The sequence below is a fragment of the Pseudomonas sp. LS-2 genome, assembly GCF_003605735.1.
In the GTDB taxonomy this organism is placed as follows: domain Bacteria; phylum Pseudomonadota; class Gammaproteobacteria; order Pseudomonadales; family Pseudomonadaceae; genus Aquipseudomonas.
Map to the genome: position 1 here is coordinate 58,935 of NZ_QXTJ01000015.1, position 22,762 is coordinate 81,696.

Genomic DNA, 22,762 nt, shown 5'->3' on the forward strand with positions numbered 1-22,762 from the left:
ATAGCTGCCACCGTAAGTGGCATGCCCTTACGCGGCGGCCTCATCAGGTTTTTCAAGTTATGAATCATGGCTATTTCTCCTCCACATCAAGTGAGGCCAGTTCCCCAAGTGTTATTGGTTTAAGGGGGGGGCGGATCCGGTAGAAACCAACATCCTCAACTGCTTTTTGTTGCTCGGCTGCAACGATGCTCGCGATGGTGTAGCCGCACTGCCGACCTTGGCAGGGGCCCATACCTGCACGCGTAAACGCCTTAAGCTGATTGACGCCTGGCTGGGCTATTGCACAGGCTTTACGAATGTCTCCTGCCGTCAGCTCCTCACAACGACAGACCACGGTTTCATCGGAAGGGGTGTAGATGCTTTCGCGTGGGGGATACATCGAATCCAGCATTGGCCGCAGACGTAGCAAAGTTTGGAGTCGACGACTCAACGCATCTGTGTTCTTCGCCACCTCATCTGCAGCCATACGACCGGCACGTTTAGCCATGCCGATTGCTGCCAACTCTCCCCTGACACACGCAGCCTTGGCACCGCCGATTCCTGCGCCATCACCCGCAACGAAAATGCCCGGTTGATCGGTCTCGCCCCACTCATCAAGATCTGGGACGAGGCACCTTTGCTGTGCACTCCAGCTGTGTTTGCAGCCCAGCGATTGGGTAATGTGGATAGAAGGAATCACCCCTTCGTGGGACAGTAGGACGCTCGCCGGCACTGTGCAGAGCTCCCCGCTTTTGAGCCTGAATTGAAGCTGCTCAAGCCGGCCATCACCCAGGGCCCGCAGCTCTTTCACGCCTTTGATTCGACGGGCTCCCGAGCGACGGATTTCATGCAGCCATGCAAGGCCCTTACTGACTTCCTTGAACTCAGCAACCATAGAGCTCGCCCATGGAAGCGCGCGTCGCCAACCGCCTGGCGGCGTAGTATCAAGCCAGCCAGCAACCTTGCCTCCCGCTCGAATAAGTTGTGCCATGTACAGCAGGGGTAACGGCCCACTACCAACGACCCAAACAGGCTCTGCAGGGATCTGGCGAGACGTTTTCAGAAGGATCTGAGCGGCACCTACCGTGAGGACACCTGGCAACGTCCATCCTGGAAATGGCGCTGGGCGCTCCTGGGCACCGGTAGCGAGTAACACCTGACGGGCACCAACGGCCTCAGCTACACCATTACTCTTGATGAACACTGTCCAGCCAGGCTCAATTTTCCACATCTGAGTGTTGGGTTCGTACTTTGCACCGCATGCACGGAACCGCTGTACCAGCTCTGCACCGGATTTGTACTCGGCACCCAAGATGTCGCCGGTGGCTGTGTGCGCGATGGTTTCTACAGCACGCCAAATTTGCCCACCTGGTGCGGGCTGCTCATCCACCACGAGCACCTGGAGGCCTTGCTCGCTAAGAACAACGGCAGCACTCATGCCGGCAGGCCCAGCACCGACGATAACCACATCAAACGTTCGGCTCACGACACTACACTCCGGCGGCCATACTGCCGCTCAACGCGCATTCCATCTTTGACTGTCACTAAACAAGTTTGGGTTGAGGCATTCCCATCCACTACTGCAAGACAGTCGAAGCAGACACCCATCATGCAATAGGGCGCGCGCGGGCTTCCTTTCACTGGGGAGGTTCGGTTAACTGCAGTGCTTTGCCTCAGCAACACCGCCGCTACCGTTTCACCTTGCTCAGCCATCACTGGTACGCCATCCACATAAATCGTGATCGTGATGGCGTGCAGTTCAGGAAGTTTTTTGAAGATCGAAACGTCCATAATGGAAAATCTCTAAATCAGCGGGGATCGATTTTGCGTCGAATGCTTTCGCGTACTCATTGGCGTGAAAGGACGCCAAAGTCACACCCGAGTGGCATGTGGCGATCTCTGCACCGGGGTGGGTCAACGACCTCGCATACACAGGATTTCCATCGGGCGTCATGATCCGGAGACACGACCACTGGCGAACTAATTTGGCCTGTGCAAGATCCGGAAGAATTTTCAACGCCTTACGAGTAATCCGCGCAGCGCCTTCGGTAGTGGTTGCGAGGTCAAAACCTACCTCCTCCTGCGTCACGCCAATCATCACCGTGCCTTCCGCTGTTTGCCGCAATCCGCTCCCGGGAATTGGAAGTAGCGGCGCAAGGCGCTCAGTAACCAGGAGCTGGCCCCGCTGCGGGCGGATAGGCACGTTCAGACCCACCATTGGCCCCAGCGCTGCGCACCCTAATCCAGCCGCAATGACGATTCGCTCACACTGCGCGCGGTACTCGCCTGACTGAACCTCAAAGCCCCCGCCAGATAGGCGTCGTATATCCGTGACCGGGCGATTGTTCTGGAGCTGCCCGCCACGAGCCATGAAGGCCTTTTGCATTGCGGCAAGCAACCGAAGCGGATTCGCATGGCCATCGAACTCGCCGAAACTCGCACCGACAACGGCCTTGCCAATCTTCATTGTTGGAAATCGACGCAGCAGTTCAGCTCGATCTAGCATGTGGGCTGAAGGAGCGAGTTCTGGTGTTTGCCTGTTCCAGTCATCCATCGCCTTCGCCCGAGCATCGAACTCATCGTCACTGAGGCAGAAGTTCAAGCCCCCCTTCTGCTCGTAGTCCAGCGAGATGCCGCTTTCTTCCTCAAGCTGCGAAGCGAAACTTGGCCAGGCCTTAGCTGCGTTCAGGGAGAGGCGCTGATAGTTAGGGTCGCGCATCCCTTTGCCATGAGCCCACACCAGACCAAAATTAGCCTTGGCGGCGCGGTAATCGGTGTCAGCTCCATCCAGCATCAGAATACGGCGCTTACCACCTGCGAGACCGTAGCCAATCGCGGCCCCCACCATGCCCCCGCCAATGATGATCACATCAAATTGGGCAGTCATTTACTGATCATCCCGTTTGACCGTAGTGAGCTCGGTGACTGGCGGTTGCAAATTCAGAGCACCATGGAGGACATACCCATAATCCACGCTGGCAGCTTTAGCCCAGACCTGTTTCAGACCAAACAAAGGGATGGCGCATACGTCGTCGTGAATCTGAACCTGCGCCTTTTTCCACAAATCGAGTTGAGTCTGCGGATCAGCCTCGACCCTGGCTTTCCGGATGGCATCATCAGCTACTGAGCAATGTCCGAAATTCGACATTGCAGCGGGTGCGCCGATGGCAGAAGCCGAATCGTAAAACTCTGTCAGCCAGTAGTCGGCGCCCGGATATCGAGCAGCACCGTAAAACACGATCGCGCTCTGGTCTTGACGGCTTTTGGCCTGGTAAGTCGCGTGATCCACGACTTCCATTTCCAAGGTGATACCTGCCTTGGCGAGCTGGGCTTGGATAATCTCCATGATCGGCAATTGCGGGGCCGCGTTGGAAACAACCGATTTGAGTTTTAACCCATTGGGATAACCCGCGCTGGCCAACAAGGCTTTCGCGTGCGCAGGATCGTAAGCGTATGGCCCGGCACTGCAATCAAGCCCCTGGTAGCCATTAGGTATGATGGAGCATCCGCCATCGGCTACATCTTTACCCGCGTAGCGAATGATCTCATTGATGTTGACCGACGCAGCGATAGCTTGCCGAACCTTGACGTCGTCTAACGGCTTGATATTCCGGTTAAGAAAGAGAGTTCGGAATTCGGCAGGCTCAAAAACGTCCACGGTCACACCACGAGCCCTGCTGCGCTCGACCCAGCGCTGCTCGCGCTTGCCGAGCATCAGATCAAGCTCATCGGAGGCAAAAGCCAACTCGCGAGCGCTATCAGAAGGGATCATCCTGTAAACAATCGCGCCAAGCTTTGGCTTCCCGCGAAAATACTGGTCGTTGGCCACCAATTTCACATACTGCTGGGTGATGTGCTCCGAGAAAGCGAATGGGCCAGTTCCGATTGGCGCTTGGCCATAACGCTCACCCAGCTTCTCCGCTGCGGCCTTACTGACGATCTGACCGCCGTGGTAGTTCGATACCCGGCCAAGGAATGCAGTATCCGGATATTTGAGGGTTACCTTGACCGTGTAGTCGTCCAAGGCCTCAACTTTCTCCAGAGCAGTAAAGTTGGCTGAAAAGCTGGAGCGCTTCGGGTCTGCTGCCCTTTGCAGGGAGTAAACCACGTCGGCAGCCTTCAGCTCGCCATAACCACCATGGAACATTACCCCTTTGCGGAGGAAGAAAGTCCAAACCTTCTTGTCATCAGAGGATTCCCAGCGCTCAGCGAGATCCGCTTCCAGCGCGGCTGGATCTGAACTGCCTGGAGGGAACCGCACCAACGCATTGAACATCTCGGCAACGATGCCTTTATCACCTACGAGCGAAGCACGGTGCGGGTCGAGACTGGTGATATCAGCAATGCCTGGACTAACTGAGATCGTAGCGCGAGCGCTATCTTGAGCCAGTGCCAAAGGGCTGATCCCTGACAACGTTACTAACGCAGCTAAGGCGCTCGATCGGAGGGTCAATCCTAATGCTTTCATTTTTCACGACTCCGGAAATAAGGGTGCTGATTTCAACCAGTCAGTTTGTTCAGCTTGGCTGGGCGGAGGGACATGGTGAGCGCCCCTAACCTTTATGCTTTTTAGCAATGGCCAGGCCAATTCGACATAACACATTGAATTTTCTAGTTTTTATTTTTCCGATTATTCTTTTCCATAGCTTCAAAAACATCGATCAATGTCTTTATCCTATAGAAAATAAGAATATTTCTTTTCGAGAGCGCTACTGTAGGGCGTGCCCGGCTACGGAACGCTCCAAAATGAAACATCGTAGTTACGCCCGCTACCTTCAGTAACATTTCGTGCGTACACTAAGAGCGAGCGTGAATACGGATGAGACGCAGTCGTGTCAATAGCTGGTAGGTCTCCATCTCACATTGAGGCCGCACTGACTCTGCTAGGCTGTAAGCTACTCAGACAGTCGTCGGTGAGGCGAGCCTCGGGAGGCCCTACCCAGACACTATGAGCAATGTCTCTTAGGAATAGATTGAAATACTCCCCCAAGCCCTTTGCTAGCAGCGCGAAAGCTTTTGATTAGTAGAAGGAGCTCCAGTAAGCTAAAAAGATCATGTCTTTATGCTATCGGCAGGTGGAGTACCATGGAGAACAGAATCACCCTTCGTCACCTAGAAGCGTTTCGGGCGATCATGGTGCGTAAATCCGTCACCGGTGCTGCAGAAATGCTTGAAGTGACCCAACCGGTAGTCACGAGGTTAATTGCCGATCTTGAGGAACGAATAGCACTGACACTGTTTACAAGAACTAAGGGGCGCCTGGTACCGACCCCTGAAGCGGCTCTACTCGTCAAAGACGTCGAGCAGTCGTTGTTGAGCATTGAGCGCATCGCTAATGCGGCTACCAATATAAAATCTTTGAAAATGGGGCGACTTGAAATAGCAGCATCGCCAAACATGGCGCTCTCTTTCCTGCCACGCGCCATTAATAGTTTCACTTTGGCCCACCCCGAAGCACACCTCTCTATGCGTCTCCNGCGATGTTTCCGGCACGCTCCACAAAATCGGGAAACAGCGAGACTCTGGTATCCGCTAAAATGGTCGCGGTAGTACCAAAAACGCACGCCCTTGCCACAAAAAGGACTTTAAGACCGGAGCACTTTGAAGGTGAACGCTTCATTTCCATGATGCCCCTTATGGAATCTAGAATGCGTATAGACTCATTGATGCTTTCTCATGGAGTTAGGCGACACGTAAACTGCGAAACCCAAACCTCTGCAGCAGTCTTGCAGCTCGTTGAAGCAGACGTAGGGATATCGATAATCGACCCCCTAACAGCCTGTGGATATACAGGCACAGGCGTAAAATTTCTAAACTTTGAGCCAGTGATCAGAAATGATTACTCCATCGTGATATCACAGAGAAACTCATCAACCCTGATATTAAAACCATTCATTGACCATGCAAAAAAAGAAATCCTCAACATGGTTCCTGCGCATCTGCTAATCCGAAGCTAGTCGATAAAGCTAGCGGGATAAAAAAACCGCCGCCTGGTGCCTATTGAGCCAGGCGGCGAAAGTCTGAGCGAACATCCCTATCACGCTCAGTCGTAAGACTTCAACTGTCTCGAACTCTGGAGCATCACTCATAATTTCGAGGCGACTGAGCTAAAATTCTCAGTAGGATGCTTCCGCCTTAGCGGCGGACTTAAAACCGCTGATACGAGTGGAAGGCAGCTTCAGGATGACCAGCGCCGACACAACAGCAGCAGGGATGAGCAAGAACGCTGGAGACGCCGCGATTTTGGTAACAGAGATCAACCATGTCGAAATCAGCGGCGCGAACCCGCCGAAGCAACATACTGCCAATGTGTACCCCACCGTCATCCAAGTGTTACGTAACCGCGTTGGGAAAATTTCGCAGATAGTCGCTGGCCCAGGGCCCGAATACATTGCAAATAGTGCGCTTAAGCAGCACTGCAGCATAACGACCTGATGGAAGCTTGCACCGCCAGACATCAGGTTCAGGATTGGGTAAGCAAGGGTAGCTGTGCCAAGACATGCAAGGAGAAGCAGCGGCTTACGCCCAAATCGGTCGGACAGAGCACCGGCAACTGGAATCAGCGTGATCTGAAGCAGCAGCGCGATATTACTGGAAATCAACGCCTCAGTCCTGGTGAGACCGGCATGATTTTGGGTATAAGTTACCATATAGGCCGAAACCAAGTAGGACAGCGTTGTCCAGAAAATAGTGAAACCAAACGCTTGCAAGCCAAGTACGTATGGCTTGGAATCTGTTGGATACACAACCTCCGCTTTACTGTTGACGTGTTCAGGAGTTTCTTCTGCATGAGCCCTCAAGAATAAGCTGAACGCAAAGATCGCAAGGCCACCTGCGACGAACGGAACTCGCCAGCCCCAGTCCAGTAGATCTTCAGCAGGAATGAGCAAGAGCGCCGAGGCTACTAGCGAGGCCAGCAAAGCGCCCCCAGAGGAGCTCACGCTCTGGAAACTTCCAAAGAATCCCTTACGACCTGCAGGAGACCATTCCACGATATAAGATGCAGAGGTGCCCCATTCGCCACCTGCGGCGAATCCTTGGAGACATCTCAACATGACTAGCAGAATTGGAGCACCAACGCCAATAGTCTCGTATGTTGGAATCAGACCAATACCAATACTGCCGATGGCCATGCAAATAATCGTCAGCAGCATTGCGGGCTTGCGCCCCCTTTTGTCACCGATGCGACCAATCACGTAGCTACCTAGCGGTCGGGCTATGAAACCCGCCCCGTAAGCAGCGAACGTCTGCAACAAGGATGTCGCTTCATCAACGTTTGGGAAAAACAACTTAGCGATGGTCGTAGCAAAAAATGCATACACTGCGAAATCGTAAACTTCCAGTAAGTTTCCACTTCCAGAAGTAGCCACGGCAAACCAGGTCTTCCTGGTAGATATTGTTTTAGTCATGATTTTCTTCTATCGAGTAGGGTACCGCACGTAACGCCACCGTGCGGGGCAATGATTCGTTTTTATTTTACATCCCGCATAGCAAGGCTTGAAGGGTGGGTCAATTCCAACTACATATCTGCTTCTACAATCGCTGTCGCACCCGACAAGTCGCCGAGTTTTTCCCCTTCTCTAATTCGTCGACAGTTCTCAACGCCGCGATCCTGTTTAGCCAGGGCCGTTTGAACAACTTCATCTAGTTCCGCTGGACTCAGAACGAGGACTCCGTTCTCATCGCAGATCACAATGTCGCCTGGACATACAGCAACGCCACCACAAGACACCGGCATATTTAGTTTGCCGCCCAGTCCATAAATTCGCGTTGTAATCGGAGACACGCCGCGACTCCAGATCGGAAAATCATGTTCTTGAATTTCATGCGGGTCGGTGCACATGCCGTCAATCACTGCAGCACTCGCACCAGCAGTCACAGCCGCTTGCGTGACACCACCACCCCAACAGGCATGCTTACGATCACCCAAGCGATCAATCACCACAATGTGGCCAGGCTTAAGCAAGCCCAGGGTGTAATGCAATAAGGTGGAGTCTTGAGCAGGCAGCGCTAAAGTTACTGCTGTACCAACGACGCGCTTACTATTACCCAGCGCTTGAATTTCGCCATCCATGAATCCCCAGTGACGGAGGTGACCCACCGTAGCGGTTTCGACCTCCAGGAGGATCTTTTCCAGTTCGGGAGTGATGGGAGCCGGCATATCGCCTATCAGAAACTTTTTCATTTCTGAAGTACCTTGTGCGAAGCAAGCGGAATTTGTTTGCGCACTGCTGCGATGCGCTCGGGTTCGATATTGGCAGTTACATAGCCGACACCATCCGACGCCTTGGCGATAATGTGGCCCCATGGATCACAAACCAGCGAGTGACCGTAGGAATAGCGAGTCTCACCGGACTGTTCGAATGGCCCAGTTTGACCTGGAGCAAGGAAATAGCACTGCGTTTCAATTGCCCGAGCGCGGCAGAGTACATCCCAATGATCTTTACCAGTTTGAAGGGTAAATGCCGCCGGCAGTACAATTACATCAGCACCCAACGCAACCAGCTTTTGGAAAAGCTCCGGGAAGCGAATGTCGTAGCAGATCGCAAAGCCATACTTAAGGCCTTCAATATCGACCACCGCTACCTCTGTACCTGGCGCTACTGCACTGGATTCGCCATAGCGCATACCGTCAGGAGTGACGATGTCGAACAGGTGGATTTTACGGTAGCGACCCAGCTCGTTGCCTTTGGGATCAAAAACGACCGAGGTGTTATAGACGCGGCTACCGTCAGGCGTGCTTTCGTAGAAGCTACCGGTGTGAACGTAGACATTGCAGTCCTGTGCCAGTTTTTTACACATTTCATAAGCCGGCCCCCCGCTATGCGGCTCGCCAGCTGCGATCTTTTGTTCAGGTGTACCACCCGCCCAGTCAAAGTGTTCAGGAAATACAACAAGACGTGAGCCGTCTCGATCGATTGCCTCTCGTGCGAGACGATCAGCTTCGGCCAAATTGAACGCCTTGTCCTGTACTGAATTCACCTGGATAAGAGAAACTTTCACAATCAATCCTCGCTTTTTATTAAACTTCTGGCAATCTGCCTCAGGAGTGTTCATCCGACACACTTTCCGTGTATATCTGTGTCAGATACTGCATTAATGCATGCGCCGCTCTATTTGGGTGTAACGACGACGAGTTGATTACGCCTATCTTGAGTTCAAGTGAATTATCCAGACCGAATGACTGCAGTTGGCTATCAGCCCGTTCCATCAAGCTAAAACTATTCACGAACGTAACTCCAAGGCCACCACGAACCAACTCGATTGCCGTACCAGCTCCGCCAACCTCAATAGTGTAATTAGGCGTCACTCCGGCCTCATGAAACCATTTATCGACCATTGGCCGGATAAGCCCCGATGCCTTAAGAGCAACTATAGGCACCCCATCTAACTGACTTGCAGTAACGACCGCGCTCTGCGAAATTTGAGCGTCAGGCGATGCAACACAGATGATTGGACTACTAAATAACGTAGAGCTTTGATCTTCCAGACCTGGCGAGATTGACAATATGCCCAAATCCGCTTGCCCCGAATTGACTCGATGGGTAATGAGCTCTCTATGCTCAACATCCAAATCGATTTTGATACCCGGATGCAACGCTGCAAATTTTCCGATGCCATTCACAATCCGTCCGGCAGACAGTGCCTGCGTGATTAGAATGCGTAACTCGGCGTTGCCATAATTCGCGATCTTGTGAGCTACTGCCTCTACGGATTCAAGCCCTTGATAGAGACGATCTACCTCAGCGAGTAACTGGATTGCCTCCGGTGTCGCACTGAGTTTTCCTCCTTGTCTATTAAAAAGAGGAAATCCAACAGCGGCTTCAAGCCCAGAAATCATGTAACTGATCGCGGGCTGAGTAACGGCCATAGCCGCACTAGCTCGCACCATGCTTCCCTCGCGCATGACCGTTCTGAATGCTTCTATCTGCCTTAATTTTATAGGCATGTGTACTCCCTATCGCAGACGGTTTTTATTTGTATCCGTCGCGTTCAGTTAATACCCTAACCATTTGACGATCTAGCCTCACAAAACGAGACCAGATCCTACCGAGCACACCATCAGCGATTGCCTTCCCTTTGCGTCCTGCAGTGCTGACGAAGCTCCTTGCATCATGATTGGGGGCAAACCAGCAGAGAGTGACTGCCCTTGGCGTATGCTGTTAGGGACAGTTTGTGGCACCTTGGCCATCATGGATAATCAAAAAATTGCGCCACCCTATAATTTTTTCTTATACGCCTAGAAAACAAAATAAAAACCCGCATCCGATATTCCTCAAATTTGCGCCATCGCTTACGAAGTCACCGACCGCAGGACTCACAGCCGATGACTTCGCACCAACTAAAGTTGGTTAACCCGATTTACCAAAGTGCATAAGTGTAATTAACGAAGAACCTAACTTGATCCTGATCTTTTAAGGTCGAGGCGGGCAAGCCGGTTCTGAAGACACCTTTCCGAAGAGTGAAACCAAGCCCTTTGAATGTTCCAGACTGCAAAACATAATCTAGACGGTAATCACTTTCCCATTCATTGTACCTTCCGGTCGTCGTATTACCCGTGCCCCGTATATCCTTACCACTCACATACGTCCACCCCGCCTTTAGGCCTGGAACACCTAGGGCAGCAAAATCGTAGCTGTAAAGGCCAAAAGTAGAATTTTCGCCCGCACGCGTGAAGCTATTCATCATAACGTCGGTATAAAGATAAAGGGACTGGACACCCCCTTCACCTTCTGGTCGCCCTCGACCATCAACCACGTTGCTACTATTGACGGTTGCAAAGCCGGACTTATCGCTGACTTGTTGATGCCCTAAAGTCAGCGCATGACCGCCCGCTTTATAGGTGAAAGCCAAAGACCAGGTGGTATTATCTATTTTTCCGTTTTTGTTATAGCCGTTACGCAAGGCATAGCGAGTGTCCGTACCATTTCTACCATCAGAGTCACTCTTAAAGTAACGCAAATCAGTTGTGAGCGATTGACCAACTCCCACATCGAACGAATGAATAAGCCCGAGGAAGTTCTGACTATAGTAGTCTTCTAAGTTTGCATAGTAGTATTGAAGCTTTAGATTTTTTCTGACGTTCCAGTCACCACCGGCAAAAGCAAATCCATCACTGCCCTTGGTACCCCCGCCAGCAATCCCCGCCCAGTTGCTGGATGCTCGTCCAATAGCACGATTTAGAAATCCGCCGTTCAAGGTCAGATTCTCAAACTCATTTGATGTCAAAGCAGCACCCTGAAAGCTCGCAGGCAACAGGCGTCCGTCATTTGAGATCAGCACTGGTAGATTGAAAGTCAGCGCGTTGCCAGCTTTCAACTCGGTCTTCGAGTATTTGAAGCGAGCATTTCCTTCGATCCTAGACCAGTTGTCGACAGGTGAGCCGTCAGTCGTGACCGGAGAAACAGTATTCACCGTAGATGCATTATGAGGAGAGGTACCACCACTTAAGGTAAATCCTGCTAGCGCTCGGAGATCAAGTCCCATGCCCACTACCCCTTCGGTGTAGCCCGACTGAAAGTCGAGCCTTAAACCGGTCAAGGTCTGCCGCTGATCCGCCCCACCCGTGCTCCGTTGATCCCCATCGTAGTACAAGGTGCGAGAACTGATGGATGCCTTACTGTCCTCGAGGAAACCCACCGCGTAGCCTTGTTGCGCCAATGTGCCGCATGCCAAAGCAGCTAGTATTCTTTTTACTTTTGTCACTACTGCCTCTCCATACCTATAAATATTACTTATTGTGAATCGGCTTTATTTATATGATTCGTTTAACGCACGAGCGCAATCACCCATCCATCCGTCGTGGACTTCACCTCCATATTTATAATTTATCCGCACAAAACACTGGAGCAAAAACAATGCCAGCAAACGGACAAGTCTTTTATTCATTGGACTCTGGGGCTTCAACTTGTGCCAAGCTATTACTAGGGCGCATGACATAATGTTTTAAAGCTATACCATGAGATCAGCTAACGTAGACAACCGTATCACTGCGCACTTTTTCGACGCACCGTGCGCCGTTGTGGTGAGTAGGACTGTTACTCTCAGCCGACATCTGGCGACTCACAGCCATTCTCGTGGAGAGACATCTAAGGGTTTTACCTAACCCATGATGTATGAATTCGTACTATACACTGAATTAGCACAAGCCGAACACCGGTACAGGGCAATTAAGATTTGGAATAAGATGTAGAGCGAGAGGAAATGACATCTACCAGGAGCGCAGACGTCTCTAGCGAGCAACAGCAGCCGCATGGTTTAGGCGATCTGTCACTGAATGGAATATTCGAGATGGGGATTTTGTCTTGCTTAACGGTATGAAGCGATATTGCCGACTTAATTTTTGGCATCGATGATTGGCTAGCCAAATTCTGGCTAGCCAATTCACTCACCTTCAAGGCGCTTCCTTGAGGGTTGCTTTATCAGTTACACCGGGCGCTCGCCTGCAGTGGTAGTGCGATGCATAACACGGATATGCTCAGGGCTAAAAGAGTCGCGACGGTGCATGGTGCAGCGGTTATCCCACATAACCATATCGCCAAGACGCCACTGCTGAACGAATATCTCTCCTTTCAGCGTGTGCTCCCACAGTTGAGCTACGAGATCGTTGCTTTCATCCATAGGCAGCCCTACGATCCAGGAATCCTGCTCACGTACACCCTTTGCACCCAGATACAGAGCTTGTCGACCACTGTCACCATGTACCCGAACGAGCGGATGCACGATCCCTGGCCACTCACGGATGTCATCGGACTTAGGCACCTGCTTGTTCAGTCGCAGACCTCCCGCCGCGTCATAAACGCTCTGGAAGAAGATCTGCCGGCCTTTGACTGCGTCCAGTAGATAGGACGGCAGGGTCTCGTAAGCCTGATACATCGATACCCAATAGGTGTCGCCGCCAGTGGGCGGAAGTGCAATGGAGCGCAGCAGTGCTCCAGCTGGTGGACGCTCGTAGAACCAAGTATCGGTGTGCCAGGTCGCTTCGCTGTTACCCAGAGCACCCGATGGCTTACCGTCTTTGGTAGTGTTAGCAATAACCAAAATTTCTTTTTGCGTTGGATGAGCGCCCTCTTGCAGCTGTTTCGGGTGAATAACAGCTTCCCCGAAGTGGTGAGAGAACTTGATGTGCTGCTCGTCGGTAATGTCGATATCGCGGAAACGCACAACACCGTACTGGAGCCAGATTTTTCGTACTTCGGCCACATCCTGAGCATCGTAGTCGTTGAAGTCAAAGCCTACGATGTCCGCGCAGACGTCACTGCCATTCGAGACTGCCGTGATGTTTTTGGTCAGCATGTTCTTGTTCCTCACCAGCTGAAGGTTACGATCTGTGCCTAAGCTACAGCCGCGTTCAACTTGATTTCCAATAAAAATCAGCGAGCATTAATAGCCTTGGCTTATCAATCAGTCAGTCGCCCCCTACGCAAAGCTTTTGAGCTAACGCGGGCAGAGATAGCGCCCACTCATCCATTAATCTGATCAATCTATTTGACATCCATGGCTCACCCCTATAAATCAAGGCAGCTAAACGGGAGCATCCGATGGATCTACGTCAGATCAAGACATTCGTAGTCGTTGCAGAAGAACTGCATTTTGGCCGTGCCGCTGCCCGACTGCAGATAGCCCAACCTGCAGTAACGGCCCAGATTCAAGCGCTTGAGAGGCAGCTCGGCGTTCCGCTACTGATACGGTCAACCCGCCGTGTGCAGCTCACAGACGCCGGGATGATCTTCAATTCACGGTGTATCAACATCCTTCGGGACATCGACCGCACGTGCCTTGCTACCCAGGCGGTCGCGGGTCAAGACCTCCATCAGATCACTATCGGTACCATTTACCCTGCGACGTTCGGTGTGCTCCCCAACTTCGTCGCGAGAATCAATCAACGCTTCCCTGAGGCTCGGATCCATATTCATAACGGGAACACAGTAGGTATCGTGAGGGAAATTGAGCGCGGCAACATCAATCTCGGTTTCATTCGTCCCGTTGAAAATATCGGCTCTCTTCGATGGCAGTCCATTCATCGCGAAAAATATCTTCTAGCGATCGCGCGCGAAAACCCTTTGAGCAGCAAGAGTTTCGTCACACCTGAGGATTTGCGAAAGCAGAAAATAATCGCGTTCTCTAGAGCATATAAATCTCAGACGGATGACAATTTCCCCGAAGAGTTCGAGAAATACGACCTGAACCAGCAAGTGATTTATAGCTGTAATGACACTCAAGCAATGCTGGCGATGATAACGGCTGGGATTGGGGTGGGGTTTGTTCCAGAGTGGGTTAAATCCATTCCCGGTCAAAACTTTGAGCTGCGCGAGGTTGAGGGCCTAGAACGACATATCGGACTAGGGCTGGCGTGGAGTGTGGATGATCCAACGGTCAACCGGGACAGCATCATTGAGATATGTCGATCGCTCATCGACGGCGACACTTGACTGGCGCCTCTGGCATTGAGGCGACAAACTTACCAGCTGGAAAAGTTCCAAGCGACAATCCGCCTTTCCAACTCAATCCCATGACGAGCCGGCAATGCCACGACAACTTAGTAGAGATAGCAATTTATACATCCACTATAACATTCAAAGTTGACGCATTGCCAATTATGTAGATCGTCATCGTAATAAAATAATGCACGAAGGCAGGCAACCAGCTCTGGAGCGAACCTTCGCGCCTGCATCAAGCCAGCGCGACCGTCACAGCAGAGGCCTCAGTTGGCCTGCGGATTTGATTTGCCCTGAGTCGCTCATCAAAGATCACAACGATGCCGGGGAAGTAACGTTGGTCATCAACGTAGTCTGGGCTTCCCAGCTTCGGGAAAATGTATGCGAACTGGGTGGGTTTCAATGACCAACCTGGGAAATACGGATCATCTGTAAGCCAGCGACTCAGCGAGGCCTTGACCTTATCGGGACAAATCAAAACTCGCTTGCCCGTTCCAATCCGTACCTCGCTCAACGGGATGGTAGGCACTACGAACGTGACTGCGAATCGGCGATTAGCCTCCCAATGGCCAAGATCCCCCGTGTCATCCCATGCCGCCTTCAGGGCCTTGTTCATATGGGTTTCCCCATCCGCCCTGACGCCTATCCGCTGCACGGCCTGTTTGGCCTCAATGGCGATGCTCTCTTCTGGGTTGCGAATGAACAGATCACAACGACCATTGCGCAGGTGACCCTCATCTACGCCAGGCGTGAGTGTCCGCATGCGCTTGATGGTGCTGGATATCAAGCTCGGCTCTATTCACTCCTGCAAGGGGCAAACCCATACCGCAACGCTTGTACTCGAAACTTACAACTACGAACACTTCATCGATACCCTCTTACCTTGGCTCGCTGGGCAAAAAAGCCACGGAGGTACCAGGTCGCGTAAGAGAATCGTCCAACGCTTGCTTGCCATGTATGTTGCGATGACTCGCCCGACGCATCTGCTGTGCTTGGCCATCAGCAGGCGAACGCTCGGCGAGGGAGAAGTGTTCGAGGCCAACTGCGTTCAGCTTCGCGAGCAGGGCTGGAATATCCAGCACCTATAGGCAGCAGACTTCGTCGAACCCTGAACAAATCATGCTGATGTCGATTCAGCCTTTTTAACCTGACGCTCACGCTGCCGGAAGCGCTTGATGAAATCAGAATCCACCAGCTCGTCCACAGCTAAGCCAAGCCCACAGTTCACGAGCGATGCCAAGCTGCCGTCAGAGAGCGCGAAGCTGTTAGATATGAAGCCACACTCGCGCACCCGGTTGTCATCAATACGAGCCAGAAACGCTCTCACAAAATCTGAACGACCCGATTTACGGCTGGCAGTCGCAGCTTCAGTAGCCGGGTCGTTGGCAGTCACTTCTGCCATTTCGGCATCGGTACCGATAGCCTGAATAACCTCACTTAAGCTGGGCCAATACTTGGAATCGTATCGATACTGCAGACTCTCAACATCCTCCTTCGCGTAGCTTTCGTAGTGGCCATTGTGCTCCGAGGCCTCGTGCACGATATCCAGGATCTGGGATTGGGTATTGGAGCTAAACCCCGAGTAGTTGTGAAGGTCATCTCGGCGATCGAGCAGTGCGGCTAGCTGATCAGCGAGCTCGCTGATTTGTGTGTTAACGCCGATCAAATCCTCCCGAGCCTGCCGCGCTGCTCGGTTCTTCTCAGGGTTCCAGCCGTCAGCTGCATGGACGAAGACGTCCCAGAACATGTAGAGCGCTCGGGGCTTCTGGGAAAGGGAAGCATGAACCTCCTCATAGACCTCAACCAGTTCGATACGGCGCTTCAGCATGCTTCCTATGATGCTCTGTACGTTGGGCCAGATATTGTCGGCCCGGAAGCTTTCCATCATCTGGCGCAGAAGGGTTTCGCAGTGTTGAACAGCTTCGGTGGGGGCGTAGGACACTCGAGTATACCTGATTGAAAGAAGTGCTCATAGGCTATCGCCTCAAGCGAGAGCGCTCGGTACCTATTGGAAGTTCTTTCCATCACCAATAGGTACCAGCCCAACGCCCGGCAGCTTGACTGGCTATTTCGAAAGATCTTTAGTCCAAGATCCGCCCGTATCGGTAGAGCTCCAACGAGAGGACGCGCTGCGCTCCTGGCTGTGGCGCAAGGCATCAGGGCCCAGGAGAAGCAGGGTTTTGTGCTGATTCTCAGCACTAGGTTTCTGGTCGTGCGTCCAGTATGACCAGCAGTTGAAGAAAGGCTTTTCCCTGTCCTCGATGATGTCCGGTCGCAAGCGCACGATGTCCGGAGGGGCTGGATGCGCTTTCTCCGTGGCCTTGGTGGGTATGGCATCGTTGAGTTGAGCCAGGAACTCCTTGGGGATCAGACGTTGCCCGCTAGTACCGTCTTCCTTGAGAACCTCCAACAGGTCACCGTACATATCGCCCAAGAAATCACGAATCCGATAGCCTGCCAGGACATCGAACCGGAAAAACCCTCGCGCTTTCCCTCGGGCAGTAAGCGTAAGTACAAAGGGCGTGTCCCGCGTGGAGAAAAGGCAGTCGAAACTCGCCGCTCCAGTTCTCACCAAAAATTGCTGCATGTCGCTGCCAATCGAAATCATGCTGCGGTGGAGCAGCCTCAGCGAAGTCATTTCCATGTGATGAGCCCCTTGATCGAGAGCCCATGATGATGGAGAGGTTTGCCAGGATGGACAAGCGGCCACCAGGCAGCAAGCCTGTATCCCGAACAATCCTCAGTCACAGAAAGCTCTTCCATGATGGGCTAATCTAAGCGAAACGACTTCACAGAGGCTATGGCATGAATCTGGACAAGCACTCCCGCACGATCCCCCTCCACTGCCCTACCTGCGCCGGCACGAAGTTCGAAAGCGAATCGCCCGAAAGTTACAGCGTGACGTGCACTGGTTGTGAGCGCGTGATCACAAGGGAAGACTTGCACCGCGAGAACGAGGAGAACATCCAGGCGCATCTTGGAGAGATCAAGAAAGAGATCTCGAAGGCAGTAGCCGACGATCTGCGTAAGCGTCTTCAGAAAGCGTTCAAGGGCAGCAAAGGATTCAAGCTCAAATGATCAATGTCACCTTCGAATCCGGAGACATCATCGCCACCCTGGCTCTGCTTTTTTCCGTGTACGCCACATTCAAAACCGTTCAGTTCAACAACCGTCAGCAAGAGGTCATCAAGAGCCAAGCGCAGCTGAATGAGCTGCTCCTGAACAAAGAGACCGCTGGTGTAGAGCTGGACAAGCAGGCCGACCTAGGGGCGACCTTCCTGAAGCTGGGCAATAGCAAATACCGGCTAAAGGTCTTCAACAAAGGAAAAGCCCCTGCACACCACGTAACGATTGACTTCCCTGAAGGCAATGAGGTCATCCTTGAGAGCGACATTGAAAGCAAATTTCCGCTTCAACTGCTCGACGTGCACCAGTCGGTTGAGCTAATCGCAGCCGTTCATATGGGTACAAAGTCAAAGCACCTGGTAAAGCTTGAGTGGGAGGATGGGCGGGCTGGCAGGGCGGCGAAGGAATTGTGGGCTACCTTGTGAATAATTGCAGCTGTAGGCAATCACTCTCAATCGAGTGATTGCGCTGATGGAGGTGATCGCATAAGTGGCTTCAGAGAAGCTTCAGCACCTTCTCAAGCGCATCCAGAGTGCCAGGCTTGAAAACGGCCCTACCCCTCTGGTCGATCACATCCCCCAAGTCGCCCTGCTGTAGCTTGAAATCATTCAAGAAGTCTTTTGAGCGTAAGTACTCAAGCGCACGCCGCTCTAAGGAATTGAGCTTGAAGTCTGGTGCACTGCCCGCGCGGTCGTCAATCCGGATCACCTTTCCAGGGGGATGAATTTCTTTAAGAGCAGCCTGAGCCTCAGCTAGCTCGACGAGGGTCTGCTGAACCAACAACCGCAACTGCGGATCCTGAATCTCGTCGGCCCATGCATCCCCGCGACGTGGTCGCTTGGGCCTTTTGCGACTGACTGAAGAATTGGCGAAGCATTTGATGAGCGCTTTGTAGTTATCACCAGTGCTGTTGGCGATGCTCTGTGCCTTCGGCACCTTTCTCGACTCCCCGAGCCTTGCAACATTGGCGTAGGAGAAATCGGTACTTTTGTCCGTCACGATTTCCTGGCAAACCTCAAAGATCGCTTCAAGCGAAGCTCGCTGCCTCGGCTTCTTCTCGCACAGCAAGGCGAGCATTTCCTCAGGTGTCATTTCTCTCGTTCTCTGGCCAACCTACTCACGGCAAAGCCGTCTCAGGGGAGACGGCCTCATTAAGATACTTTACCGAAGGAGCGATCAATGATGCATCGCTCTCACGATCTTTTTGATCACAAACGACTAGGCAAAAGCCTCCAACTCGATCGACTCGGTCTCATCCATGAAGGGCAAGGCTGGGGCATCCAGGAACGGGCTCGTCTCCAGCAACCTCGCAAAGTCAGGCTTGGAGATACGATCCGGCCCCTCCAGGTCATCAATCAAGAGCTCGCCGCTCACCAGCTTGTTGACCTTATTCCAGCTGTTGAGCCGAGTCAGGAAGAAATCGGTTACCTGGTTACCCAGTATCAGCTGCTCCTTCTCACTCAGGTTGAACATGTTGGGCCGTAGGTCATTCAACTGCGCCATCCGATCAATTATCTGCGAGCGGCGCGGAGTCGCGAGGATGGCCGAGGATGATTGGTAGATCGTGGCATTCACACACACCTCGTTCAGGTGCTGGTAGAACGAGGTCTCTTCGTACTCAATCTCGATATCGCTGCGGTCGGTAGCAATCAGCTGCAGCGGCATATTTTCACCTTCCGTAGACGCCTCAGCCTGGTTGTTCAAGATGACACGGGACTCATTGATGTTGCGAGTGATTGCCTGCATGTCACACAGGTGCAAATCCATTTTCGTTGCCAGTGACTCCATGTCAGAGTGCAATCGGCTATTAGCAAGCTCCAGCCCCAACCGCCTCGTCTCATCAAACTCAATGCCCGCTCTGATGCACATCGCCTGCTCCCGATCAAGGGCCTGGATCATTTGCTTGTTCTCAGCCGTCTGCTTTTCCAGATCGCTATATTTCTCGTAAACCAAAGTCACGTTCAGGCTGATCTCCGTCCACAGCGCAGACAGACCGCCTAGGAATACAGGCCCAGTAATGAAATGCCGGCAGCGCGGACAATTTTGCATCCCTAAATACCCAGCCGGGGTCGCCCCATAAGCAAGCGTATTGAGCGCCGGCCCGCCATCCTCACACCTTGAACCGGCATACGGACAGATCCCATAGTCGCGCACCAACTGAGTTCCCGTCATGCCCGACATTAGCGCAGCGAGAGCTTCCTCACTATTTGCAACCAGTTGGTGCCTCAATTCATCTATGCGGTTCTGCTCAATCATCAGCTGAGCGTGCACAGCCTTGTTCAACAAGGCTCGCTTCTCACCCTCCGCCATAGCGTGACGCATCTTTGCACCACCAATTTTGGTGTAGTAGACACTCATTACGATGGATGCATGGCCAGCGATCTTCATGATGATGTGGATGGGCATCCCAAACTCAGCGACATAAGCGGTGATCAGGCTCACCCGCATGGAGTGCGGAGTGAAGCGAGATTCATAGGCAGTCAGCGCACTAGGACGAGCACCTTCTTCAAAGCTTGCCAGCGTCAGGTTCTTGGGCTGGATGTTGTACAGCGCCGCCGCTAAGCGCGTGGTCAGAGGCGGAGCGAAGGTCGGGGGTTGATCCTCACCGAATGCCCTGAACAGGAATGTATTGGAGCCCTTCCGCGCAAGCTTCTTCTTGGAGAGACCTGTACGTTTGCTGCAATCCACCCAAGGGGTTAGTCGGGTGATGGGATTGTATTTTTGCTGCCAGTCCCGCAGCACCGTCAACCAATAAATCATCGGCTCAGGGATCCATGGGACATCGTAACCATCGCCGTCGTAGGAGGTCTTGTTGCTGGTGAAGTGCATGCCCCACCCTGGGTTACCCTCTGAGTCCGTCTCGCGTCGCACAAAGCCTTCCTGACGCCCATGCTTAGCCAAGGGCCCCATGTTTTTCACCCAGTCGGGCTTGCCATCGACGAATCTGACGAAGTAATCATCTGACTCCCCCGAGTCGTTATACATGACCTGCCGGCCCCGGGCGGGTACCGAGACCATGCAGTAAAGGGCGATCCAGAAGNGGGATCATCGAAGTCGATCAGCTCCTTGTCCACAGGATAGTAGTCAGCGTCGTAGTTCTGGATATTCTTCAGATCCGCGAACGTCTTCGCTTCTAGCGGGATGATCCAGTTACGAACCTCTTCAACATACTGGTAGGCGAGAACTGGTTTGACGGATTCTGAGGGCCGTTCCCTTTGCCCCATAAATTCAACAGCGGCCAACGGATTGGATGCACCGGGCACGATATAGACGAAGCCGTTTTCATCCTCCTCAGTGAAGTGACGCTTCAATGCATCTTTCATGTATTTATTGACCTCGAGCCAGATCCGGCGACCAATGATGGGGTCAGACTCAGCCTGCAAGAATTCGAGGTACTTCTTGGTGTCGACCACCTTTTTTGTCAAAAACTCACGCACATTCGTGCCAAGATCGTTCGGCTCTACATAATTTCTCAAAAACTTGCAAAGCGAATGCTCCAACGAACCTTTCACAGGGCTATTATTGATAAAGTGAGCGATATCAGCGCACCAACCCTTGCTTTTATCCGAGATCTGTTCAAGCCTGAAAGGTAAATCCTGCTCTAAGAATTCGAAGATATTGACCCACTCTTCGTAGATCAGTTCAGGATTGTAGGGCATCCTGGGGTCTTTCAACTTGGCACAGAGTGCTCGATAATCAGAGCGAGTCTTGCACTTGTATCGAGTAGCGATCGCTTTAAGGTCTTCAAACGAATAAGGCTCCGGCAGCCCCATCGCGTTCGGCCACCCTTTCCACTCTTTGCCACACATTTCTTCCGGGTTCTCCGGAAGNAGTTTAAGGATCTTAATCGCAAGTTTAAGATCATCCATATTACCGCAGTCTTTGGGCAGCAAGAATGTTGGCCATCCCGGAAAATCAGGGAAGCGCTTATCGGGCTGGGCAGGTAAACGCGTGTCAACCTTCCAGTTTTTGCGATAGTTATCTGCTCCGAAGAACCTGTGTGGCAACGCTAGCTCACGTGCTTGCTGCCAGGTCGTACAGTAGTAGCTAGTCTTTGATTGTGTGATGGGAGCCCAACCCCTCCAATGAGAGAGGTACGTATTTTCGGGCCGGGGAGGTAATTTAGGGTCAGTGCGAAATTTACGAGCATAGTCGTCCTTAGACGTAACATCCAGAAGCTTTACCGCCTCCATGAACTCGTCAACAGTAGCGTAATAACCGTCAGCTGCTGGATCCCGAACATCAGCCTCATCCCTACCCAAAAATTGACCCCAGTTTTTAAACGCCCAGCCATATGTTTTGGCCGGGCTTTTGGGGAGTCTCGGGTCGAGATGACGTTTACGTCTGTAACTGTCAGCGTTATGGATCTCCAATCGCGAGCACGCTGCAGCGGCTTCTTCGATGGTTTTATATGACGGTTCCTCTCTTCCAAGAAGGACTGGGATACCCGGGAAGTCTTTATAGACCCGAGTAGGTGTATTTGGAATTCTCGGATCTTCCTTACATGCTTTTTGGTAAGAGCGGACAGTGGTTAAACCCAAGCCCCGAACAACCTCCTGCAGCTCATTTAACGTATAGAATTCTGGAATACCAAAGAACTCTTTCCAGCCAGCCCACTTACCTGCGTACACTTTGATAGGATTTTTTGGTAGATCGCCATGCAGTTCCTGAAGCGCTTGGTAATCCTTAATTTTTGAGACACCGTTCTCCAACACGAATGCCTTGGCTTCTTCGTAAGTCTTAAATACTTGAGCAACAAGCATTGGACGGCGCGCACCGTAATTGAAAGTTCGAGTTGGCCTTTTCTTTGTAAGCGGTGGCGAAGGATTATTATCGTCCCCCTGTGCAAAATTTTTATTTCCAGCCTGCTCAACCTGGCCTTGATCAACTTGGCCTTGATCAACTTTGCCTTGCTGAACTTGAGATTGTTCACCTAGCCCAAATTCTTCATTTGCTTTCTTCTGGGCATAGCTTTGCTTGCCGCCTGACTTGGCCATGGGCGCTCTCCAACGTAAGATCTGAGGCCAGTAAAACTACCTCAAATAATAACAACTGAAAAGACTCACTTAATTGTGAAAAAAGCAATTTATGCCTAATTCAAAATTGAGCATTAAGTCTTATATTGAGATTAATTTTGAATTGAACCCCGCCTCGCGAAATTTAGCGAGTTCATGCGGGCTAGGGGCCCGGAATTTCGCGTAAGGGTCGCCAATTTTGAA

Annotated in this window: 20 protein-coding genes and 3 pseudogenes; 6 read left to right on the forward strand and 17 right to left on the reverse strand. The window is 52.2% G+C overall.

Annotated elements, in window-relative coordinates:
• Positions 1-70 precede the first annotated feature (70 nt).
• From D3M70_RS08430 to D3M70_RS08445, 4 genes are read right to left on the reverse strand one after another with little or no spacing between them, the layout of a single operon-like run.
• Entirely contained in the window at positions 71-1,465 is a 1,395-nt protein-coding gene (locus D3M70_RS08430) for an NAD(P)/FAD-dependent oxidoreductase (protein ID WP_082061016.1), read from the reverse strand.
• Entirely contained in the window at positions 1,462-1,770 is a 309-nt protein-coding gene (locus D3M70_RS08435) for a (2Fe-2S)-binding protein (RefSeq protein WP_197686809.1), read from the reverse strand. Before D3M70_RS08435 ends, D3M70_RS08430 begins: the two co-directional genes overlap by 4 nt.
• The gene (locus tag D3M70_RS08440; protein ID WP_177418394.1) at positions 1,739-2,866 is read right to left on the reverse strand and encodes an FAD-binding oxidoreductase; all 1,128 of its coding nucleotides are present in this window, start codon (positions 2,864-2,866) and stop codon (positions 1,739-1,741) included. The genes D3M70_RS08435 and D3M70_RS08440 overlap by 32 nt, the downstream gene beginning before the upstream one ends.
• A complete protein-coding gene (locus D3M70_RS08445) occupies positions 2,867-4,447 on the reverse strand; it encodes an ABC transporter substrate-binding protein (protein ID WP_062391091.1) in 1,581 nt (526 codons plus the stop codon). It abuts the gene before it with no gap.
• A 665-nt stretch (positions 4,448-5,112) separates the two neighbouring features.
• Between D3M70_RS08445 and D3M70_RS32915 the strand changes: the two genes are divergently transcribed.
• On the forward strand, positions 5,113-5,455 hold a 343-nt coding region (locus D3M70_RS32915; protein WP_256659799.1), incomplete at its 3' end, for a LysR family transcriptional regulator.
• Between the two features lie 61 nt (positions 5,456-5,516).
• Entirely contained in the window at positions 5,517-5,936 is a 420-nt protein-coding gene (locus D3M70_RS32920; RefSeq protein ID WP_256659800.1) for a LysR substrate-binding domain-containing protein, read from the forward strand.
• Positions 5,937-6,095: 159 nt separating this feature from the next.
• Here the strand turns inward: D3M70_RS32920 and D3M70_RS08455 are convergent, their stop codons facing one another.
• The 6 genes from D3M70_RS08455 to D3M70_RS08480 all read right to left on the reverse strand — a co-directional run bounded on the left by D3M70_RS08455 (position 6,096) and on the right by D3M70_RS08480 (position 13,275).
• On the reverse strand, positions 6,096-7,388 hold the full coding sequence (locus D3M70_RS08455) for an MFS transporter (protein ID WP_120125336.1): 1,293 nt from the start codon (positions 7,386-7,388) through the stop codon (positions 6,096-6,098).
• Positions 7,389-7,498: 110 nt separating this feature from the next.
• A complete protein-coding gene (locus tag D3M70_RS08460; protein WP_010955164.1) occupies positions 7,499-8,164 on the reverse strand; it encodes an RraA family protein in 666 nt (221 codons plus the stop codon).
• Positions 8,161-9,036, reverse strand: coding sequence for a carbon-nitrogen hydrolase family protein (locus D3M70_RS08465; protein WP_256659768.1), 876 nt, complete (start codon positions 9,034-9,036; stop codon positions 8,161-8,163). The genes D3M70_RS08460 and D3M70_RS08465 overlap by 4 nt, the downstream gene beginning before the upstream one ends.
• Positions 9,023-9,928, reverse strand: a complete 906-nt coding sequence (locus tag D3M70_RS08470; RefSeq protein ID WP_010955166.1) for a LysR family transcriptional regulator — start codon at positions 9,926-9,928, stop codon at positions 9,023-9,025. Before D3M70_RS08470 ends, D3M70_RS08465 begins: the two co-directional genes overlap by 14 nt.
• 413 nt (positions 9,929-10,341) lie before the next feature.
• Complete coding sequence (locus tag D3M70_RS08475; RefSeq protein ID WP_120125337.1) at positions 10,342-11,685, reverse strand: OprD family outer membrane porin; 1,344 nt, start codon at positions 11,683-11,685, stop codon at positions 10,342-10,344.
• A 720-nt stretch (positions 11,686-12,405) separates the two neighbouring features.
• Positions 12,406-13,275 (reverse strand): TauD/TfdA family dioxygenase, encoded by an 870-nt coding sequence (locus D3M70_RS08480; RefSeq protein WP_120125338.1) that lies wholly within the window; start codon positions 13,273-13,275, stop codon positions 12,406-12,408.
• A gap of 245 nt (positions 13,276-13,520) precedes the next feature.
• On the opposite strand from D3M70_RS08480, the gene D3M70_RS08485 reads away from it, so the two are divergent.
• Entirely contained in the window at positions 13,521-14,411 is an 891-nt protein-coding gene (locus D3M70_RS08485; RefSeq protein WP_120125339.1) for a LysR family transcriptional regulator, read from the forward strand.
• A gap of 241 nt (positions 14,412-14,652) precedes the next feature.
• Here D3M70_RS08485 and D3M70_RS08490 read toward each other — a convergent pair whose 3' ends face one another.
• On the reverse strand, positions 14,653-15,204 hold the full coding sequence (locus D3M70_RS08490) for a hypothetical protein (RefSeq protein WP_256659769.1): 552 nt from the start codon (positions 15,202-15,204) through the stop codon (positions 14,653-14,655).
• Between D3M70_RS08490 and D3M70_RS08495 the strand changes: the two genes are divergently transcribed.
• Positions 15,179-15,505 (forward strand): hypothetical protein, encoded by a 327-nt coding sequence (locus D3M70_RS08495; protein WP_256659770.1) that lies wholly within the window; start codon positions 15,179-15,181, stop codon positions 15,503-15,505. The genes D3M70_RS08490 and D3M70_RS08495 overlap by 26 nt on opposite strands.
• 29 nt (positions 15,506-15,534) lie before the next feature.
• Here the strand turns inward: D3M70_RS08495 and D3M70_RS08500 are convergent, their stop codons facing one another.
• On the reverse strand, positions 15,535-16,359 hold the full coding sequence (locus D3M70_RS08500; protein WP_120125340.1) for a hypothetical protein: 825 nt from the start codon (positions 16,357-16,359) through the stop codon (positions 15,535-15,537).
• A 123-nt stretch (positions 16,360-16,482) separates the two neighbouring features.
• Positions 16,483-17,061: a DUF6037 family protein gene (locus D3M70_RS08505; protein ID WP_120125341.1), complete on the reverse strand. Its 579-nt coding sequence runs from the start codon at positions 17,059-17,061 to the stop codon at positions 16,483-16,485.
• Between the two features lie 161 nt (positions 17,062-17,222).
• On the opposite strand from D3M70_RS08505, the gene D3M70_RS08510 reads away from it, so the two are divergent.
• Together D3M70_RS08510 and D3M70_RS32925 are read left to right on the forward strand one after the other, a co-directional pair.
• Positions 17,223-17,495 (forward strand): hypothetical protein, encoded by a 273-nt coding sequence (locus D3M70_RS08510; RefSeq protein WP_120125342.1) that lies wholly within the window; start codon positions 17,223-17,225, stop codon positions 17,493-17,495.
• Complete coding sequence (locus D3M70_RS32925) at positions 17,492-17,968, forward strand: hypothetical protein (RefSeq protein ID WP_256659771.1); 477 nt, start codon at positions 17,492-17,494, stop codon at positions 17,966-17,968. Before D3M70_RS08510 ends, D3M70_RS32925 begins: the two co-directional genes overlap by 4 nt.
• A 70-nt stretch (positions 17,969-18,038) precedes the next feature.
• Here D3M70_RS32925 and gmtX read toward each other — a convergent pair whose 3' ends face one another.
• From gmtX to D3M70_RS32930, 4 genes and pseudogenes are all read right to left on the reverse strand, one after another.
• Positions 18,039-18,635, reverse strand: a complete 597-nt coding sequence (gene gmtX, locus D3M70_RS08520) for a gamma-mobile-trio protein GmtX (RefSeq protein ID WP_120125343.1) — start codon at positions 18,633-18,635, stop codon at positions 18,039-18,041.
• A 126-nt stretch (positions 18,636-18,761) separates the two neighbouring features.
• Positions 18,762-20,583, reverse strand: a pseudogene (locus D3M70_RS34115) (VPA1269 family protein); the annotation flags it as partial.
• Between the two features lies 1 nt (position 20,584).
• Positions 20,585-21,352 (reverse strand): annotated as a pseudogene (locus D3M70_RS32285) (VPA1269 family protein); the annotation flags it as partial.
• A gap of 22 nt (positions 21,353-21,374) precedes the next feature.
• Positions 21,375-22,540 (reverse strand): annotated as a pseudogene (locus D3M70_RS32930) (integrase repeat-containing protein); the annotation flags it as partial.
• Between the last annotated feature and the right edge of the window lie 222 nt (positions 22,541-22,762).

What these genes read in the sequence shown, in the direction of transcription:
- D3M70_RS08435 (WP_197686809.1), bottom strand. Translation starts at nt 1,770, where the DNA reads ATGGACGTTTCGATCTTCAAAAAACTTCCTGAACTGCACGCCATCACG.
- D3M70_RS08440 (WP_177418394.1), bottom strand. Translation starts at nt 2,866, where the DNA reads ATGACTGCCCAATTTGATGTGATCATCATTGGCGGGGGCATGGTGGGG.
- D3M70_RS08445 (WP_062391091.1), bottom strand. Translation starts at nt 4,447, where the DNA reads ATGAAAGCATTAGGATTGACCCTCCGATCGAGCGCCTTAGCTGCGTTA.
- D3M70_RS32920 (WP_256659800.1), top strand. Translation starts at nt 5,517, where the DNA reads ATGGTCGCGGTAGTACCAAAAACGCACGCCCTTGCCACAAAAAGGACT.
- D3M70_RS08455 (WP_120125336.1), bottom strand. Translation starts at nt 7,388, where the DNA reads ATGACTAAAACAATATCTACCAGGAAGACCTGGTTTGCCGTGGCTACT.
- D3M70_RS08460 (WP_010955164.1), bottom strand. Translation starts at nt 8,164, where the DNA reads ATGAAAAAGTTTCTGATAGGCGATATGCCGGCTCCCATCACTCCCGAA.
- D3M70_RS08465 (WP_256659768.1), bottom strand. Translation starts at nt 9,036, where the DNA reads ATGAACACTCCTGAGGCAGATTGCCAGAAGTTTAATAAAAAGCGAGGA.
- D3M70_RS08470 (WP_010955166.1), bottom strand. Translation starts at nt 9,928, where the DNA reads ATGCCTATAAAATTAAGGCAGATAGAAGCATTCAGAACGGTCATGCGC.
- D3M70_RS08480 (WP_120125338.1), bottom strand. Translation starts at nt 13,275, where the DNA reads ATGCTGACCAAAAACATCACGGCAGTCTCGAATGGCAGTGACGTCTGC.
- D3M70_RS08485 (WP_120125339.1), top strand. Translation starts at nt 13,521, where the DNA reads ATGGATCTACGTCAGATCAAGACATTCGTAGTCGTTGCAGAAGAACTG.
- D3M70_RS08495 (WP_256659770.1), top strand. Translation starts at nt 15,179, where the DNA reads ATGCGCTTGATGGTGCTGGATATCAAGCTCGGCTCTATTCACTCCTGC.
- D3M70_RS08505 (WP_120125341.1), bottom strand. Translation starts at nt 17,061, where the DNA reads ATGGAAATGACTTCGCTGAGGCTGCTCCACCGCAGCATGATTTCGATT.
- D3M70_RS08510 (WP_120125342.1), top strand. Translation starts at nt 17,223, where the DNA reads ATGAATCTGGACAAGCACTCCCGCACGATCCCCCTCCACTGCCCTACC.
- D3M70_RS32925 (WP_256659771.1), top strand. Translation starts at nt 17,492, where the DNA reads ATGATCAATGTCACCTTCGAATCCGGAGACATCATCGCCACCCTGGCT.
- gmtX (WP_120125343.1), bottom strand. Translation starts at nt 18,635, where the DNA reads ATGACACCTGAGGAAATGCTCGCCTTGCTGTGCGAGAAGAAGCCGAGG.